The 17,434-nt window shown below is 54.8% G+C and carries 16 protein-coding genes; 3 read left to right on the forward strand and 13 right to left on the reverse strand.

Features of this window, described 5'->3' with window-relative positions:
- Positions 1-195: 195 nt before the first annotated feature.
- The 5 genes from amtB to HX884_RS14690 all read right to left on the reverse strand — a co-directional run bounded on the left by amtB (position 196) and on the right by HX884_RS14690 (position 6,113).
- Complete coding sequence (amtB, locus tag HX884_RS14670; RefSeq protein ID WP_013095872.1) at positions 196-1,482, reverse strand: ammonium transporter AmtB; 1,287 nt, start codon at positions 1,480-1,482, stop codon at positions 196-198.
- Between the two features lie 35 nt (positions 1,483-1,517).
- Positions 1,518-1,856, reverse strand: a complete 339-nt coding sequence (gene glnK, locus HX884_RS14675; RefSeq protein WP_008503304.1) for a P-II family nitrogen regulator — start codon at positions 1,854-1,856, stop codon at positions 1,518-1,520.
- Positions 1,857-2,077: 221 nt separating this feature from the next.
- The gene (locus HX884_RS14680; protein WP_013095870.1) at positions 2,078-3,859 is read right to left on the reverse strand and encodes a SmdB family multidrug efflux ABC transporter permease/ATP-binding protein; all 1,782 of its coding nucleotides are present in this window, start codon (positions 3,857-3,859) and stop codon (positions 2,078-2,080) included.
- Positions 3,860-3,911: 52 nt separating this feature from the next.
- Positions 3,912-5,624 carry a SmdA family multidrug ABC transporter permease/ATP-binding protein gene (locus HX884_RS14685; RefSeq protein WP_178328399.1) on the reverse strand — a complete coding sequence of 571 codons (1,713 nt, stop codon included), beginning with the start codon at positions 5,622-5,624 and terminating at the stop codon, positions 3,912-3,914.
- A 30-nt stretch (positions 5,625-5,654) separates the two neighbouring features.
- Complete coding sequence (locus HX884_RS14690; protein ID WP_020686133.1) at positions 5,655-6,113, reverse strand: Lrp/AsnC family transcriptional regulator; 459 nt, start codon at positions 6,111-6,113, stop codon at positions 5,655-5,657.
- A gap of 115 nt (positions 6,114-6,228) precedes the next feature.
- Here HX884_RS14690 and HX884_RS14695 point away from each other — a divergent pair, with 115 nt between their 5' ends.
- Positions 6,229-7,275 (forward strand): PLP-dependent cysteine synthase family protein, encoded by a 1,047-nt coding sequence (locus HX884_RS14695; protein WP_178328400.1) that lies wholly within the window; start codon positions 6,229-6,231, stop codon positions 7,273-7,275.
- A 41-nt stretch (positions 7,276-7,316) separates the two neighbouring features.
- On the opposite strand, the gene cof is transcribed toward HX884_RS14695, so the two are convergent.
- Positions 7,317-8,135 carry an HMP-PP phosphatase gene (gene cof / locus HX884_RS14700; protein ID WP_178328401.1) on the reverse strand — a complete coding sequence of 273 codons (819 nt, stop codon included), beginning with the start codon at positions 8,133-8,135 and terminating at the stop codon, positions 7,317-7,319.
- Between the two features lie 101 nt (positions 8,136-8,236).
- On the opposite strand from cof, the gene HX884_RS14705 reads away from it, so the two are divergent.
- Both HX884_RS14705 and queC read left to right on the forward strand, forming a co-directional pair.
- Positions 8,237-9,937, forward strand: coding sequence for an SgrR family transcriptional regulator (locus tag HX884_RS14705; protein ID WP_178328402.1), 1,701 nt, complete (start codon positions 8,237-8,239; stop codon positions 9,935-9,937).
- A gap of 66 nt (positions 9,938-10,003) precedes the next feature.
- The gene (queC, locus tag HX884_RS14710; RefSeq protein ID WP_013095864.1) at positions 10,004-10,699 is read left to right on the forward strand and encodes a 7-cyano-7-deazaguanine synthase QueC; all 696 of its coding nucleotides are present in this window, start codon (positions 10,004-10,006) and stop codon (positions 10,697-10,699) included.
- A gap of 2 nt (positions 10,700-10,701) precedes the next feature.
- On the opposite strand, the gene HX884_RS14715 is transcribed toward queC, so the two are convergent.
- The 7 genes from HX884_RS14715 to lon all read right to left on the reverse strand — a co-directional run bounded on the left by HX884_RS14715 (position 10,702) and on the right by lon (position 17,367).
- Positions 10,702-11,031, reverse strand: a complete 330-nt coding sequence (locus HX884_RS14715; RefSeq protein WP_013095863.1) for an addiction module antidote protein — start codon at positions 11,029-11,031, stop codon at positions 10,702-10,704.
- Positions 11,018-11,371 carry a type II toxin-antitoxin system RelE/ParE family toxin gene (locus HX884_RS14720; RefSeq protein WP_020686128.1) on the reverse strand — a complete coding sequence of 118 codons (354 nt, stop codon included), beginning with the start codon at positions 11,369-11,371 and terminating at the stop codon, positions 11,018-11,020. Before HX884_RS14720 ends, HX884_RS14715 begins: the two co-directional genes overlap by 14 nt.
- 47 nt (positions 11,372-11,418) lie before the next feature.
- The gene (locus HX884_RS14725; protein WP_014830880.1) at positions 11,419-11,817 is read right to left on the reverse strand and encodes a YbgC/FadM family acyl-CoA thioesterase; all 399 of its coding nucleotides are present in this window, start codon (positions 11,815-11,817) and stop codon (positions 11,419-11,421) included.
- Between the two features lie 99 nt (positions 11,818-11,916).
- A complete protein-coding gene (locus HX884_RS14730; RefSeq protein WP_178328403.1) occupies positions 11,917-12,297 on the reverse strand; it encodes a helix-hairpin-helix domain-containing protein in 381 nt (126 codons plus the stop codon).
- Between the two features lie 148 nt (positions 12,298-12,445).
- Positions 12,446-14,317, reverse strand: coding sequence for a peptidylprolyl isomerase (gene ppiD / locus HX884_RS14735; RefSeq protein ID WP_178328404.1), 1,872 nt, complete (start codon positions 14,315-14,317; stop codon positions 12,446-12,448).
- Positions 14,318-14,529: 212 nt separating this feature from the next.
- On the reverse strand, positions 14,530-14,802 hold the full coding sequence (gene hupB / locus HX884_RS14740) for a nucleoid-associated protein HU-beta (RefSeq protein ID WP_002444653.1): 273 nt from the start codon (positions 14,800-14,802) through the stop codon (positions 14,530-14,532).
- Between the two features lie 210 nt (positions 14,803-15,012).
- Positions 15,013-17,367 (reverse strand): endopeptidase La, encoded by a 2,355-nt coding sequence (gene lon, locus HX884_RS14745; RefSeq protein ID WP_178328405.1) that lies wholly within the window; start codon positions 17,365-17,367, stop codon positions 15,013-15,015.
- Positions 17,368-17,434: the final 67 nt, after the last annotated feature.

Consider the following 17,434-nt stretch of genomic DNA (forward strand, 5'->3'; position numbering starts at 1 on the left):
AGTCCTCCGTGCAGGCATTATTTTGTGGGGAACCCTCAGCCCACAGGGAGAGGGAATAAATACTAAAAACGGCAATCAGGGATTGCCGTTTTGCTTTTGCCTTGTGCGGCCTGATGCCCTCACCCTGGCCCTCTCCCACTGGGAGAGGGAATAAACACTAAAAACGGCAATCGGAGATTGCCGTTTTGCTGTTTATTATGCGTTATACGCATTCTCGCCGTGGCTGTTGACGTCGAGACCTTCGCGCTCCTGCTCTTCCGGTACGCGCAGACCCACAGTCATGTCCGCCAGTTTGTAGCCAATGAAGGCCACCACAGCAGACCACACAACGGTAATGGCGATACTTTCCAGCTGCACCAGCACCTGGTGAACCATGTCAACGCCCTCAGCGTAACCCACTCCGCCCAGCGATTTCGCGGCGAAGATACCGGTCATGATACAACCGACGATACCGCACACGCCGTGCACGCCAAAGACATCGCAAGGGTCATCCACGCGCAGAAGACGTTTCAGCGCCGTCACACCCCACAGACCCGCCAGACCTGACACCAGGCCGACAAGCAGCGCACCACCGACACCGACGTAACCACATGCTGGGGTGATCCCCACCAGACCGGCAATGGCACCCGAGCACGCGCCCAGCAGAGAAGGTTTACCGCGAACCGCCCACTCACCAAACACCCATGAGAGGATTGCACCCGCCGTGGCCACCACGGTATTCACGAAGGCCAGCGCAGCGATTTCGTTAGCAGCGCTCGCAGAGCCGGCGTTGAAGCCGAACCAGCCAAAATAGAGGATTGCTGTACCGGTAAAGACCATCGGCAGATTGTGTGGTTTGAACGCTTCTTTGCCAAAGCCCACGCGTTTGCCAATCAGGTATGCACCCACCAGACCCGCTACCGCGGCGTTGATGTGAACAACGGTACCGCCTGCGAAATCCAGCGCGCCGTGCGACGCCAGCAGACCGCCACCCCAGACCATGTGTGCAATCGGCACATAGGAGAGCGTCAGCCAGACCACCACAAAGATCAGAACGGCAGAGAAGCGAATACGCTCAGCCAGCGCACCCACAATCAGCCCCACGGTGATACAGGCGAACGATCCCTGGAACGCAACGTGGATGTACTGATAGAAACTGCCCATCACTGCGGTCAGTTCAATATTTTTCAACATGGCCCAGTTGAAGTTGCCGAAGAAGGCGTTACCTTCACCGAAGGCCAGAGAGTAGCCGTAAACCACCCACAGCACGCAAACCAGCGCGAACGTCACGGCAACCTGCGTCAGCATGGAGAGAACGTTTTTGCCACGGATCAGGCCGCCGTAAAACAGCGCGATGCCCGGAATAGACATGAACAGCACCAGCGCGGTGCTGATCATCATAAAGGCGTTATCGGCTTTGTCTGCCACCGCAGGAGCAGCCATTGCCAGGCCCGGCAGCAGTGCCAGCGAACCCAGACCCGTTTTGATTGTTGCTATCTTCATTTTCTCGATCCCTATCACTGTGTGCCAGGAGTTACTTACAGTGCCGCTTCGTCAGATTCGCCGGTACGGATGCGAATGACACGCTGCAGTTCGGCAACGAAAATTTTGCCGTCGCCAATTTTGCCGGTATAGGCCGCTTTGCTGATCACATCGATGACTTCATCAAGCTGGTCATCAGCAATCGCGACATCAATTTTTACTTTTGGCAGGAAGTTAACGCTGTATTCCGCCCCGCGATAAAGCTCGGCATGACCCTTCTGACGACCGAAGCCTTTCACTTCGGTGACAGTCAGTCCCTGAATACCCATTGAAGACAACGCTTCACGCACGTCTTCGAGTTTGAATGGTTTGATTACCACCGTAACCAGCTTCATAGATCCCCTCCAGTCAGAATTCGGTAATGGCCGCAGCAACACGCAGGAGACATTGCAAGGGATGTGCCAGAAATGAAAACGGAAGGGAAAAGCGGCGCAATGCGCGTTAAAAGACCATGCATGGTCAACAGGTGAAAAAAAACGCACCATGGCAGTGCATGGCGCGTTTCGGTTTTGCACCAACAGCGGTGACTGTTAGCACGTTGCCTGTTTTTGGTGCATCAGGCGCTAAGCGACTCTTCCTCCCGGACGCTGGCCGCCAGCTCTTCACCCGCCAGTTGCAGCTGATACATCTGCCAGTAGCGGCCTTTCGCCTCCAGGAGCGCCCGGTGCGTACCGCGTTCAACGGCCTGTCCGCGATGCAGCACCAGAATGGTATCTGCGTCGACAATCGTTGAAAGACGGTGCGCGATAACCACCAGCGTCGTGTGGTCGCGCACGGCGGCCAGTGCCTGCTGGATAGCCTGTTCAGTACCGGAGTCGATGCTGGCCGTCGCTTCATCCAGAATCAGCACCTGTGGCGTTTCAATCAGCACACGCGCCAGCGCCAGAAGCTGTTTTTGCCCGACAGAAAGATTATTACCCTGCTCGCCCAGCCGGGTGTTGATTCCGTCGCTGAATCCGCGTGCCAGCTCCGCGAGCTGCACTTTTTCCAGCACTGCCCAGACCTGCTCCTCGGTATAATCACGCCCCAGGGTCACGTTGGCGTAAAAGGTATCGGCCAGCACAACCGGATCTTGCTGCACCATCGCTACACCTTTACGCAATACGCTGTGGCTGAGCGACGCCAGCGGACGTCCATCCAGACGAATTTCGCCTTTCGTTAACGGGTAGTAGCCCATCAACAGGCTTGCAAGCGTACTCTTGCCGCTGCCGGTATGCCCCACCAGCGCCACAAAGCCGCGCGACGGCACATCAAGATTGATGTCCTGCAACACCAGCCTGTCTTCACGGTAGGCAAACGAGACATGGTCAAAGGTAATGGCCCCGCTTTGCAGCGGTGCTGTATCCTCACCATAGGTTTGACGCGGTCTGTCCATCAGTTCAAAGACGCGCTCGCCGGCAACCACTGCCTGCTGCAACATGGATTGTTGGGTTGTGAGTTCAATCAGCGGCTCGTTCAGGCGTCCCAGATAGCTGATAAAAGCATACAGAACCCCCACTTCAATCGTTCCGCCCGGACTCAGGCCAAAGAGCATCAGCAGGCCGCAAAGCACCAGTGCCGAGAAGAGGCTCAGCAGCGGACGCAGCAGGAAACCATCAAGGCGCAGCGTCTGCATACGCGCCATATAGTGCGAACGGCTGGCTTCGCCCATGCGTTCGCCAAAGCGAGCCTGCTGGCGGAACTGCTGGATAACGCTCATGCCGTTGATCACTTCGTTGAAGCCATCGTTAATATCGGCCAGGTAGGTCCGCACCCGACGTACAATGGGCGTGCTGTAGCGCTGATAGATCACCATCACAATCAGCACCGCCGGGAAAATCGCGATCGCCACCAGCGCCATGCGCCAGTCAAGGCTGAACATCGCCACCAGCATGGCGCCAATCAATGCGGCACTGCGCAGCACGGTCGCCACGACCGTCACGTACAGATCGCGGATCACCTCGGTATCGTTGGTCACCCGCGAAATCACCTGCCCGACCGGCTGGATATCAAACTCGCTCAGCGGCTGGCGCAGCGCAGCATCCATAACGTCGGTACGCAGCTTCTGAACCACACCCACCGCCGCCCGGTTAAAGAGTAGCGACTGCGCATAGTGCAGGCCAGCCGCTGCCAGCTGTAGCCCCACATAGGCCACGCCTAACCCCGCCACCAGCCCCAGCGGCAAATAGCTTTTCGCAACCATATTGTCGATGAAATAACTGATGAGCAGCGGACCGCTCACTTCTGCAATCGCCGCAATCCACAGCAGCACGACGGCAAGAGCAAGGGGTTTTCGCCATGGTGAACCGTAGGCCAGCAGGCGTTTTAGCGTCGGCCACTGCGTTTTTGATTTACGCATTAGCGTCCTCCTCTTCCTGTTCCGGGGCATCGTCGAGTGCCGCTTCAAGCTGCTAATAGCGATACATATCGCGATACCAGCCCGGTTGCTCCGCAAGCTGGTCATGCTGCCCGCGCTGGGCAATGTGCCCGTGCTGCAACACCAGAATTTCACTGGCTTCCGTCAGCGCTGACAAACGGTGGGCACTGATGATCACCGTCCGTCCGTCGCTCCACTGGCGAAGGTTATGCAGGATCTGGTGCTCGGTTCGACCATCCACAGCAGAAAGCGCATCATCCAGGATCAGGATTTCAGCATTGAGCAGCAGCGCACGGGCAATGGAAATTCGCTGTTTTTGCCCGCCAGAGAGCATAACGCCACGTTCACCCACCTCCGTTTCATACCCCTGCGGCAGACGCAAAATATCGTCATGTACGCTGGCTAAGCGCGCCACATGCTCAATCTCTTCCTGCGTGGCCGACGGACAGCCAAGGGCTATGTTGTTCGCCACAGTGTCAGAAAAGAGAAACGGCGTCTGGCTGACCACGGCCAAACGGCGACGCCAGTCGTCTAGTTGCAGTGTCGTGAGAGGAAGATTGTGGAAACGAATATCCCCCTGCGTGACATCAAAGTGACGCTGGAGCAGCGAAAGAACGGTACTTTTACCGGATCCCGTCGGGCCACAGATCCCGAGCATTTGCCCCGGTTGCAGCGTAAAGCTGACGTTTTCCAGCACCGGATGTTCCGTCTGAGGATAAACAAACGTACGGATGTCGACGTTCATCACCCCACGCCCTTCCGGTACCGGTTCGGTACCGTCGTTGACCACTGGCGCTTCAGACAGCATGGCGCGAATGCGGCTATAGGCGGCACTGCCGCGCTCCACGATGTTAAACATCCAGGCCAGCGCCAGCATCGGCCAAATCATCAGCCCCAGGTACATGGCAAAACTGGTTAACTGCCCCAGGGTCAAGGTGCCCTGCACCACCATCCAGCTCCCGCCACCGACGGCCAACAGGTTGGCCATGCCAATAGCGATATAGATGGTCGGATCAAAGCGCGCATCAATACGCGCAACGCGCATGTTTTTTGCGCCGGTGTCTGCGGCATCGGCCGCAAACAGGGCAGATTGCCGATCCTCCAGACCAAAGGCTTTGATCATGCGAATACTGGTCATACTCTCCTGCGTGCGATCGTTTAGCGACGAAAACGCCGCCTGCGCCAGCTTGAAACGCTCGTGCAGTTGTTCGCCATAACGGTTGATCGCCAGCGCCATCAGCGGCATCGGCAGCAATGCCAGCAGGGTAAGTTGCCAGCTGATCTGAGTGGACATCACAATCAGAACCGCGCAGCCCATCACCAGCGAATCCACCAGCGTTAACACCCCTTCCCCGGCGGCGAACACCACGCGATCGACGTCGTTGGTGGCGCGGGCGATGAGATCCCCGGTGCGATGGCGCAGGTAAAACTCGGGGTGCTGGCGACTCAGCTGACGGTAAAAATCCTCGCGCAGCTCAACGGCCAGCTGATAGGACGCGCCAAACAGCAGCACGCGCCAGACGTAACGCAGCAAATAGACGATGACGGCCGTCAGCACCAGCGTGCCCACCCACATCAACACCCGTGCGGTGGTGTAATGCTGTTCCGTAACGCCATCCACGACGTAGCCCACCACCTTCGGCGGGATCAGCTGCAAAATGGCAATGATGATAAGCAGGAGAACTGCGCCGAGGTAGCGCTGCCACTCCCGACGAAAGTACCAGCTTAGTTGGGCAAATAATCGCACGCGGTTTGTTCCTGAAGGTATTTTATGGAGTTATTCAATGGGTAACGCTGTGGTGTATTTAATCTGTTCCATGGCGAAGCTTGAGGTGACGTCCGACAAGCCCGGTACGCTATTCACCAGCCGCTTGTAGAAATCATCATAGCGCTTCATGTCTGCCACCTGGACACGCATCAGATAATCGTACTCCCCGGCCATACGCCAGAAGCCGAGGACCTCCGGCATGTCAGAGACCTGGTTTACGAAGCGACAATACCATTCGCTGCTGTGATGCTGCGTTTTTATCAGGACAAAGGCCGTCAGGCCCAGCCCCAGTTTTTCGGGATCTAATAACGCGACACGCCCCAGCAGAATGCCGTCATCTTCCAGCTTCTTGAGGCGCTTCCAGCACGGTGTGGTGGTCAGATTAACGGCATCTGCCAGCGCCTGCAAAGAGAGGGTGCAGTCACTTTGCAGCAATGAAAGCAGCTTGCGGTCAATTTTATCTAGCATACCCACCTCACAGAGAAAATTTTTCTCCCTTCATTCTATTTTAAAGGCCAGATAGCAACAATTTTTTCTGTGCTTTTCGCTATGCTGGGCACAAAATGACAAACGGATAATTACGATGAATAGCAACTGGGTTAAACATGCCATCAGCGAAATCAATGCCGACTACCAGCGCTCAGCCGACACCCATTTAATCCGCCTCGCCCTGCCGGGGTTTGCGGGGATTCAGCTGTATCTGAAAGACGAAAGTACCCATCCTACGGGCAGCCTGAAGCATCGTCTGGCGCGTTCGCTGTTCCTGTATGGCTTGTGTAACGGCTGGATTAAAGAAGGCACGACAATTGTTGAATCGTCATCCGGTTCGACCGCCGTCTCCGAAGCCTATTTCGCCCGTTTACTGGGCCTGCCGTTTATCGCTGTCATGCCCTCATGCACCGCGAAACGCAAAATCGAACAGATCGAATTTTATGGCGGACGCTGCCACTTTGTAGAAAGCGCCTGCGAAATTTACGCCGCCTCGGAAATGCTGACCCGTGAGCTGAACGGCCACTATATGGATCAGTTCACCTTCGCCGAGCGTGCAACCGACTGGCGTGGCAATAACAATATAGCGGACAGTATTTTCCGTCAGATGACTCATGAGCCCCATCCGGTTCCGTCATATATCGTCATGAGCGCCGGTACGGGCGGAACCTCGGCCACGATTGGCCGCTATATCCGCTGTCAGGGCTACGATACGCAACTGATGGTGGTGGATCCGCAAAACTCGGTCTTCCTCGACTACTGGCAAAGCCGCAATGCCGACCTGCGCAGTCCGGTGGGCAGTAAAATTGAAGGGATTGGCCGCCCGCGCGTTGAGCCGTCGTTCATTCCTGATGTGGTGGATGAAATGCTCCGCGTACCGGATGCCGCCAGCGTCGCGACGGCGCACTGGCTGGAGACGCAGCTGGGCCGCAAGGTGGGTGCCTCTACCGGTACCAATATGTGGGGTGCGCTGCAGCTGGCAGCACGCATGCGTGAAGAGGGCCGCACGGGCTCTATCGTCACGCTGCTGTGCGACAGCGGGGAGCGCTACCTGGAAACCTATTACAACGCGGAGTGGGTGCAGGCGAACATCGGCGATATTGCGCCGTGGAAAGCGCAAATTGCACAGCTGGTGAAATAAAAAAAAGCCAGACCGAAGTCTGGCTTGCTGGAAGGGTCTCACTATTCGGGGGAATATGGGAGGGTGTTGTTGTCCAGCCAATGTGTTAAAAAATGGGACACCGCTTCATTACGGCAGTGTCCGATAACCGGCAGATGAGGAAGCGCAGAGATCAGCTGCGGCATAGCATTCCCCATAATCAAACCGCGCCCGACGCTGCCCAGCATTTCGCGGTCGTTCATGGCGTCACCAAACGCCATACACTCCTGCAGCGTCAAGCCCAGGTGGCCGCTCAGGACCGCCAGGGCAGAACCTTTGTTACACCCCACCGGCAACACTTCCAGACAATCCACCGCCGAAAAGGTCAGATGGGCCCGGTCGCCTAACGCCTCATTCAACTGAATACGTAAGCGGCAGAGATCGTCGTGATCGCCACAAAAACAGATCTTGGTCACCGCGTGGGCAGGGATGCGGCGCAGATCCATCAGCTGATAGCGAAAACCGCTGTAGACATGCGCATGGAGAAGTTGAGGGATTTCACGACCGGTAAACCAGCCGTTATCGTTAAAGACATGAACGCTGGCCTGGGTATCCCAGGTACTGTGCAGCACGATATCCGCCACTTCCGGGTTGAGATCCTGACGGTGCAGCACCTCCCCTTCGACCGAATGAATTCGTGTTCCGTTGCCGGTAATCAGAAATGCATCCAGGGAAAATGCGCCCAGGAGATGGCGCATCTCCAGCACATGACGGCCGGTAGCAAACGTCAGGGTTACATCACGCGGACGCAGGCGCTTAAGCGTGTTCAGGGTTTTCTCCCCTAAACGGTGATCCGGCATTAACAACGTGCCGTCCATATCAAATGCAGCGAGCCGAGCCATCATAACTCCCGAAATGTGATGCGATTAACTTGTGCATCAGTATTGCGTGAGATATACGGAAGTAATAGTGAATAGATGAGAATTATTGTTCCGGGTTTATCATGCGCCAACTCAACCGCCTCAAACAGTATCAACGCCTGTGGCAACCCTCCGAAGGGGCACCGCAGCAGGTCACCATTGCGGAGCTCGCCAGCCGCTGTTTTTGCAGCGAGCGGCATGTTCGCACCCTGCTGCGTCAGGCGCAGGAGGCTGGCTGGCTGAACTGGCATGCACAGTCTGGTCGCGGCAAGCGCGGCGAGCTAAGGTTTTATGTCAGCCCGGAATCATTGCGCAATACGATGATGGAAGAAGCGCTGAAGCATGGGCAGCAGCATAACGCCCTGGAGCTGGCCCAGCTTGCGCCGGAAGAGTTGCGGGAGTTGCTGCATCCCTTTTTGGGCGGACAGTGGCAAAACGATACGCCGACGCTGCGCATTCCCTATTACCGCTCGCTGGATGCGCTGCAGCCTGGCTTTTTACCCGGCCGGGCGGAGCAGCACCTGGCAGGCCAGATTTTCTCCGGGCTGACGCGCTTTAACGGCAACAGCAGCGAACCGACGGGCGATCTTGCCCATCACTGGGAAGTCACGGATGGCGGCCTGCGCTGGCATTTTTATATCCGCTCGACCCTGCACTGGCATAATGGCGACAAAATTGAGACAGCGCAGTTGCAGCGGAGCCTGAAGGCCCTGCTTATGCTGCCAGCCCTGCGCAAACTGTTCCAGAGCGTATTAGATATCGAGGTCACTCACCCGCAGTGCCTGACGTTTACCCTGCATCAACCGGACTACTGGTTGCCCCATCGTCTGGCGACCTACTGTAGCCGTCTGGCCCACCCTGACCAGCCCATGACGGGCAGCGGCCCTTTCAGGCTGAGCGTGTTTGATTCCGAGCTGGTGCGTCTGGAAAGCCACGAGCAGTACCATCTTAGCCACCCGCTGATCAAGGCGATTGAATACTGGATCACGCCGACGCTATTTGATTACGGACTGGGGACCAGCTGTCGTCATCCGGTCCAGATTGCCATTGGCGAGCCTGATGAACTGGAGAGCCTGCGGCTGGTAAGTAACAGCACCAGCCTGGGCTTCTGTTATCTCACCCTGAAACAGAGCGACCGGATGAGTCAACTGCAGGCTCGACGGCTAATTAATATCATCCATCTCTCAACGCTGCTGCATACGCTCCCGCTGAACGAAGGGTTGATTACCCCAACAGAAGAGCTGCTTCCAGGCCTGCCTATTCCCCGGTGGCCGGATTTAACGCACGTTCCTTTACCGGCAGCGTTAACCCTCGTTTACCATTTGCCCGTTGAGTTACACACCATGGCAAACCAGCTAAAACAGTATCTTGCGCAGCAGGGCTGCGAACTGACCGTTATCTTTCACGATGCGAAGACGTGGGACGGATGTCCGCAGCTTGCCGATGCGGACATGATGATGGGAGACAGGCTGATTGGCGAAGCGCCGGAGTACACGCTTGAACAGTGGCTTCGGTGCGATACCCTCTGGCCGCATCTGCTAAGCGCGCCGCAAGTTGCGCATCTGCAGGCCACGCTGGATGCCGTACAGACTCAGGCCGATGAGCAGGCAAGACACGCTGGCCTGAGGGCCATCTTTACCCGGCTGATGGATAATGCGGTGCTGACGCCGCTGTTTAACTACCAGTATCAAATTAGCGCGCCACCGGGAGTAAACGGAATACGACTGAATACCCGTGGCTGGTTTGATTTCACTGAAGCCTGGCTTCCAGTCCCCCGGTCGTGAAGAAGCTGGTCGTCGCCGAAGTCAGACGGTAACATAATGTTTTTACCGTAACTGTCGAGATGATTTATGAAACGTGCCGTCGTCGTGTTCAGTGGAGGACAAGATTCCACTACCTGCCTGGTTCAGGCGCTTCACCAGTACGATGAAGTGCATTGTGTCACTTTCGATTATGGCCAGCGCCATCGCGCTGAAATCGACGTTGCCCGCGAACTGGCGCTGAAACTGGGCGCACGCGCGCATAAGGTGCTGGACGTCACGCTGTTAAACGAACTGGCCGTCAGCAGCCTCACCCGCGACAGTATTCCTGTTCCTGATTACAAACCTGACGCCAGCGGTATTCCCAATACCTTTGTGCCGGGCCGTAATATTCTTTTTCTGACCCTGACGGCCATCTACGCCTACCAGGTGCAAGCCGAAGCGGTGATCACCGGCGTTTGCGAAACCGACTTCTCCGGTTACCCGGACTGCCGCGACGAGTTTGTGAAAGCGCTCAATCACGCAGTAAATCTGGGGATGGCCAAGGAGACGCGCTTTGAAACGCCGCTAATGTGGCTTGATAAAGCGGAAACCTGGGCACTGGCGGACTACTGGGGCAAGCTGGATCTGGTTCGCAGCGAAACCCTGACCTGCTACAACGGCATTAAGGGCGACGGATGTGGCCAGTGCGCCGCCTGTAACCTGCGTGCCAATGGCTTGAATCACTACCTGGCAGATAAAGCCGGTGTGATGGCCGCGATGCAGAAAAAAACCGGGCTGAAATAGGGTTATTTGACCGTGCTGTCGAACAGTTTTACACCGGCAGCACGCGTGACTTTCATTAGCGTAGTCAACGTTGGATTGCCATTATCAGACAAGGTTCGGTATAGCTGCTGACGGGAAAGACCTGCTTTGGCAGCAATTTCACCTATACCGCCGCGGGATTCGATGACCTGGCGGAGTGCAATGAGATAGGCAGGGATCCCCTGATCCTCATAAATTTCTTCCAGTGCTATTTGCAGGTAAAGTTGAGCATAGGAAGGATTCTCACGAAGCATTTTTACAACCGCATCGTGATGGTTAACAGAACTTGAATAGTGTCGTTTAGAAGTGCTCATCTGTTTTTCCTTTAGATAGATGATCTTTCAAGAAATCTACCGCCTGTTTAACATCTTGTTTTTGACTCTTCTTGTCACCACCGATGAGTAACAACAAGACCCTCTGATGCTCTACGGCAAAATAGATCCTGTAACCGGGACCACTATCAATTCGCATCTCCCAAACACCTTCTCTAAGGTATTTGTAATCACCAAAATTATGCTTTATTGCACGGTTAATACGCATAAGGATCCGTAAAACGGTCTCCGGATCCTTTCTACGCATCCTGGTTATCCACTCCTCAAACGGCACTTTGCCGTCACGGGTCCGATAACGCTCAACAACATAGTCCCTGTCCATTATTCTATCCCTGGAAAAACACTTTGTCTTTTATAAAAGACAAAAAATCACACGATCATCAACTCCAGCTTTTCCCGCAACTCCCCTTCCAGCGGCAGTGCTTTCTGCGTTTTCAGATCGATACAAACGAAGGTGATCAGCGCATCGGCTACCACCTGCCCTTCCGGATCCAGCGTCACGACCTGACTGAGCACGCCGCTCTTCCCGTTTAGCTGTTGCACCTGGCTGGTCACTGTAAGCACATCCCCCAGCACGGCCGGGCGACGGTAGTTGATATTGATGTTGACGACCACGAACGCAATGTTGTGCGCGGTCAGCCATTGGAAGCTTTCGCTGTTTTCCAGCCCGTCCCAGCGCGCCTCTTCCAGAAATTCGAGATAGCGGGCATTATTCACGTGCTGGTAAACATCAAGATGAAAACCGCGTACTTTGATTTTTGTCTGCATAGCGCAATAGCCTTTACTGTTGTTATAGGATAAGAGGTCAAGACTGGTATGACCTCTTTATCCTGGCAAACTTTTGCTGCTGTGCAAGTAAAACTGAAATTACAACGTCAGGTGTGAGAGGTTGCGCTCAACCAGTGAACTGCCCATCCCCGGAACCTGCCTGAGGTCGTCAACCGTTTTAAACGGGCCGTACTCTTCACGGTAGCTGACGATAGCCTGCGCTTTTTTGAGCCCTACGCCGTTCATCACGCGGGCGAGATCTTCAGCCGAGGCCGTATTGATGCTGACGCGTGTACCGTCGTCCCCTGTGCTTTTGCCAGGTTCAGCGGCTTTAGTTTGGGCAGATGCTTGTGCAGCGGGGTCAGTTTTGCTTTGTACAGACTGCGTTTTGGCTGCGGGGGACGCCGCCAGTGCGCCTGCGCTCATTCCGGTAGTGGCAATAGCCAGTGTGATTAGCAGTGCTTTGATTCCACATTTCATGCTGTTATCTCCTTGTTTGTTGACAGCCATGTCACCATAGCCGTCAGCCAAAAGAGGCTCAAACATGCATTTGCAGAAATGGAAAAGGCCGCGAAAGCGGCCTCCAGGGTTTGCAGAGCGTTACGAAAATCTGCGAGCAGATACGTAATTATTGCTGCTGAGTGATGGCATCGCCCAGCTTGATTTTGGCTTCTTTACGCAGGTTGCTCATCATCGCTTCGAAAGCAATCTGGGCATTGTTCTGGGTGATACCCTGAACCATTGCTTTCTTTTGCGCTTCTGGCATGGTGCCGGCTTTCACTTCATCCAGCGCCAGCAGAACGACGTTCCCCTGCATGTCGGTTGTTGTCCCGAAGCTCGGTTTGTCTTTCGCTGGTAGGCTCAGACCAAACACAGCCTGGCTGATTGGGTCCTGACCGGTACGGCTCAGCGTTTTCGCGTCACCGAAGCTCAGACCCGCCGCTTTAAGGGCGTCTTCTTTACCGGCTTTCAGGTCAGCCAGGATCTTCTCAGCATCCAGTTTTGCCTGCTGTTCCGCTTTGCTATGTTTAACCTGCGCCACAACCTGATCTTTCACTTCCGCAAGCGGTTTTACCGCTTCAGGCTTGTGCTCGCTCACGCGCAGAACAAACGCACGGTCACCGTCAACGGTAATGATATCGGAGTTGCTGCCCGGCGTACCGTTCTCGCCCACCAGACCACCGTTGAAGATGGCATCCGAAACCGGTTTGAAGTTCAGCTCTTCCGGCAGGTTGTCACGGCCAAACCAGCCGGTCTCAACCGCTTTCACGCCAGCGGCCTGCTCTGCACCGGCCAGAGATTCGTTGTCGTTGCTCGCCGCATCGCTCACTTTCTGCTGCAGGGCATAGTACGCATCGAGCGCTTTTTCCTGCTTCACTTTGGCGGCGATATCATCACGCACCTCAGCCAGAGGTTTGGTTTTAGCGGCTTCGATATCATCCAGACGCGCAATCAGGAAACCAACGGACGATTTAATCACACCCGACAGCTGGCCCTTGTCTTTCAGACCGGCATTTTTCAGCTCATCCGGCGTAGTCGCCGCTTCCAGCCAGCCCATATCGCCGCCATTTCTGGCAGAAATGATGTCGGTGGATTTTGCTTTCGCAACGGTGGCGAAATCTGCGCCTTTGTTCAGCTCATCCAGCACCGCTTTGGCATCGGCTTCGGTTTTGGTCTGAATCACGCTGTAGCGGTTACGCTGCGGCTGAGTGAACTGATCCTGATGCTGATCGTAGTAAGACTGGATTTCTGCATCAGTCGCGGTTTCCTGCAACGCAGCAGCATCCAGCTTGATATAGCTCACGCGGAACTGCTCAGGTGCAACAAAGCTGTTTTTATTCTGCTCGTACCAGGCGTTAACCTCTGCGTCGCTCACCTGCTGCTTCGCCGCGAGCGCATTCACATCAATGGTCGCCTGACGCACAACACGCTGCTGTGCCACCAGGGCTGCCAGTTCGTCAGTTTCACCTTTGAGCATGAAATCAGTACCAACCACCGCATTGATGAGCTGTTGCGTCGTCAGTTGGTTACGCAGCGCCTGCGCGTATTGATCGGCCGTCATGCCCATCTGATTCACAATGCTGTTATAGCGAGCATTGTCGAACTTGCCGTTAGACTGGAAAGCCTGAGTCGAGAAGATGGCTTTTTTAACCTGCTCGTCGCTGATACCCAGACCCAGTTTTTTGGCATATTGATCGAGGAGCGCTTCGTCAATCAGGCGGTTCAGCGTCTGCTGGCGCAGGGTTTTCATGTATCCTTCGTTCGCAGCCAGCTCAGAGAATTGGTCGCCCAGCTGTTGCTGCATACGGTTACGTTCACCGGCAAACGCGTTCTCGAACTGACCGCGGCTGATTTCCTGGCCGTTCACTTTTGCGGCATAGTTTGCGCCACCGCCGATAAGGTAACTGCTCACGCCGGTCAATATGAACGACACGATAATGATACCGAAAATAATCTTGAGCACGAGACTGTTAGCAGCCGTGCGTAAGCTGTCCATCATGGTGTAACAACACTCCGCTGTAGGTGACTGGTTACCTGACGCTAACGGAAAATCCTGACCGTCGCGCGTAAAGGCGTATTGTGACAAGAAAACGGGGCGATTGTCAGCCCACAACTCGCATAAACTCGCACAAATCAGGTCTGGACAAATAAAAAAGGCACATCAAATGATGCGCCCTTGTACTTTTCGGCTTCCCTGAAACGGGAAAGCAATCAGTTTACTGCGTCTTTCAGCGCTTTACCTGCACGGAAACCCGGCACTTTAGCGGCAGCAATGGTGATCTCTTTACCGGTCTGAGGGTTGCGGCCAGTACGGGCAGCACGCTCTTTAACAGCAAAAGTACCGAAGCCTACCAGTGCAACGTCGTCCCCAGCCTGCAGAGATTCAGTAACAGAAGCAATTAATGCATCTAACGCACGTCCAGCTGCAGCTTTAGAAATATCAGCACCAGCAGCAATTTTGTCAATCAGTTGAGATTTATTCACTGTTCTCTTCCTCTCTTTATAATTTATATCGCGCCTGAATCCTTCACAACGCGACCGCGCAGCAGTTATATCAGGCCTGCCATGACCTTACAACACCCGTTGTTGATGGCTGACCTAATCAGCAATCTAAATTAGCTATACAAAAAAAGGCTGGCAAGTGCGAAATGACTTACCAGCCTTGTTTTTATTGACGCTCTTTGCGCGAGGTCACTATTTTGCGGTCACAACCTGCATTCCGGAGGGTTCATTCTGCAATGCGAGAGTAAGAACCTCCTCAATTCGCTTAACAGGATGAATTTGCAGATCGGCAATCACGTTGTCCGGAATCTCTTCCAGATCGCGTTTATTTTCGTAAGGAATCAATACGGTTTTGATCCCACCACGATGTGCCGCCAGCAGTTTTTCTTTTAACCCACCAATTGGCAGAACCTGACCACGCAGGGTAATTTCACCGGTCATTGCGACATCAGCACGCACCGGGTTCCCTGTAAGACAGGAGACCAGCGCGGTACACATCGCGATACCGGCGCTTGGGCCATCTTTCGGCGTTGCCCCTTCCGGGACGTGAACGTGAATGTCGCGTTTTTCGTAGAAATCCGGGTTGATCCCCAGTTTCTCCGCACGTGCGCGAACCACGGTCAAGGCCGCCTGGATGGACTCCTGCATGACTTCACCTAGAGAACCGGTGTAGGTTAGCTTACCTTTACCTAGCACACAGGCGGTTTCGATGGTCAGCAGATCGCCGCCCACTTCCGTCCATGCCAGACCGGTGACCTGACCCACGCGGTTTTCGTTGTCCGCACGACCATAGTCGAAACGCTGAACGCCCAGATAGGCATGCAGATTGTCGCCGTTAATGGTGATGTGCTTCAGGCTCTTATCCAGCAGCAGCTGTTTCACCGCTTTACGGCACAGTTTCGAGATTTCACGCTCAAGGCTACGCACGCCCGCTTCGCGAGTGTAGTAGCGAATGATGCCGATAATCGCGCTGTCCTCGACGGTCAGTTCGTTGGCTTTCAGTGCGTTACGCTCAATCTGTTTCGGCAGCAGATGCTGCTTCGCAATATTCAGCTTCTCGTCTTCGGTATAACCAGACAGACGGATCACTTCCATACGATCCAGCAGCGGTGCCGGAATGTTCATGGAGTTGGAGGTTGCCACGAACATCACATCGCTCAGATCGTAGTCCACTTCCAGGTAGTGATCGCTGAACGCCACGTTCTGTTCTGGATCAAGTACTTCCAGCAGAGCCGAGGCCGGATCGCCACGCATATCCGACGACATTTTGTCGATCTCATCGAGCAGGAACAGTGGGTTTTTAACCCCTACTTTCGCCATCTTCTGGATCAATTTACCCGGCATAGAACCGATGTAGGTACGACGGTGGCCGCGGATTTCCGCTTCGTCGCGTACGCCACCCAGCGCCATACGGATATATTTACGTCCGGTCGCTTTCGCAATGGACTGACCCAGAGAGGTTTTACCTACCCCTGGCGGTCCAACCAGACAGAGGATTGGGCCTTTCAGTTTGTTTACACGGCTTTGTACCGCGAGGTACTCAAGGATGCGGTCTTTAACACGCTCCAGGCCGTAGTGGTCGGTATCCAGGATCTCCTGCGCCTGACGCAGGTCTTTTTTGACCTTGCTGCGGGCGTTCCACGGCACCTGAACCATCCACTCGATGTAGCCACGCACCACCGTCGCTTCAGCCGACATCGGAGACATCATTTTCAGCTTCTGCAGTTCAGCTTCCGCTTTCTCTTTGGCCTCTTTCGGCATTTTTGCCGCGTCGATCTTACGCTTCAGCGCTTCGTTTTCGTCCGGCGCGTCGTCCATCTCGCCGAGCTCTTTCTGAATGGCTTTCATTTGCTCATTCAGATAGTACTCACGCTGCGATTTTTCCATCTGCTTTTTCACGCGGTTGCGAATACGCTTCTCAACCTGCAGCAGATCGATTTCAGACTCCATCATCGCCATCAGATATTCCAGACGTTCGTTAACGTCGGACATCTCCAGCACGGACTGTTTGTCCGCCAGCTTCAGCGGCATATGCGCTGCGATGGTGTCCGCCAGACGTGCGGGATCGTCGATGCTGTTCAGCGACGTCAGCACTTCTGGTGGGATTTTCTTGTTCAGCTTGATATAGCCTTCAAACTGGCTAATCGCTGTGCGCACCAGCACTTCCTGCTCGCGCTCATCAAGCTGAGGCGAATCAAGGTACTCTGCCTTGGCAGAGAAATGCTCGCCATTGTCAGACAGGGTGGTAATACGCGCACGCTGCAGGCCTTCTACCAGCACCTTAACGGTGCCGTCAGGCAGCTTCAGCATCTGCAAAATAGAGGCCACGGTCCCGACGGTGAAAAGATCGTTTACACCCGGCTCATCCGTCGAAGCTTCCTTCTGCGCAACCAACATGATTTTTTTATCATGATCCATGGCGGCTTCGAGGCAACGGATAGATTTTTCCCGCCCTACAAATAAGGGTATGACCATGTGCGGATAAACCACCACATCGCGCAACGGCAATACGGGGATTTCAATGCGTTCAGAACGCTCAGGATTCATAGAGCTCTCTCTTAGTTTAGTGTCCGCCAGGTAAACTGGTCATGTAACTGTGCTTCACACAACCATT

It is taken from the genome of Enterobacter sp. SECR19-1250, assembly GCF_013391025.1.
Taxonomy (GTDB): Bacteria; Pseudomonadota; Gammaproteobacteria; order Enterobacterales; family Enterobacteriaceae; genus Enterobacter; species Enterobacter cloacae.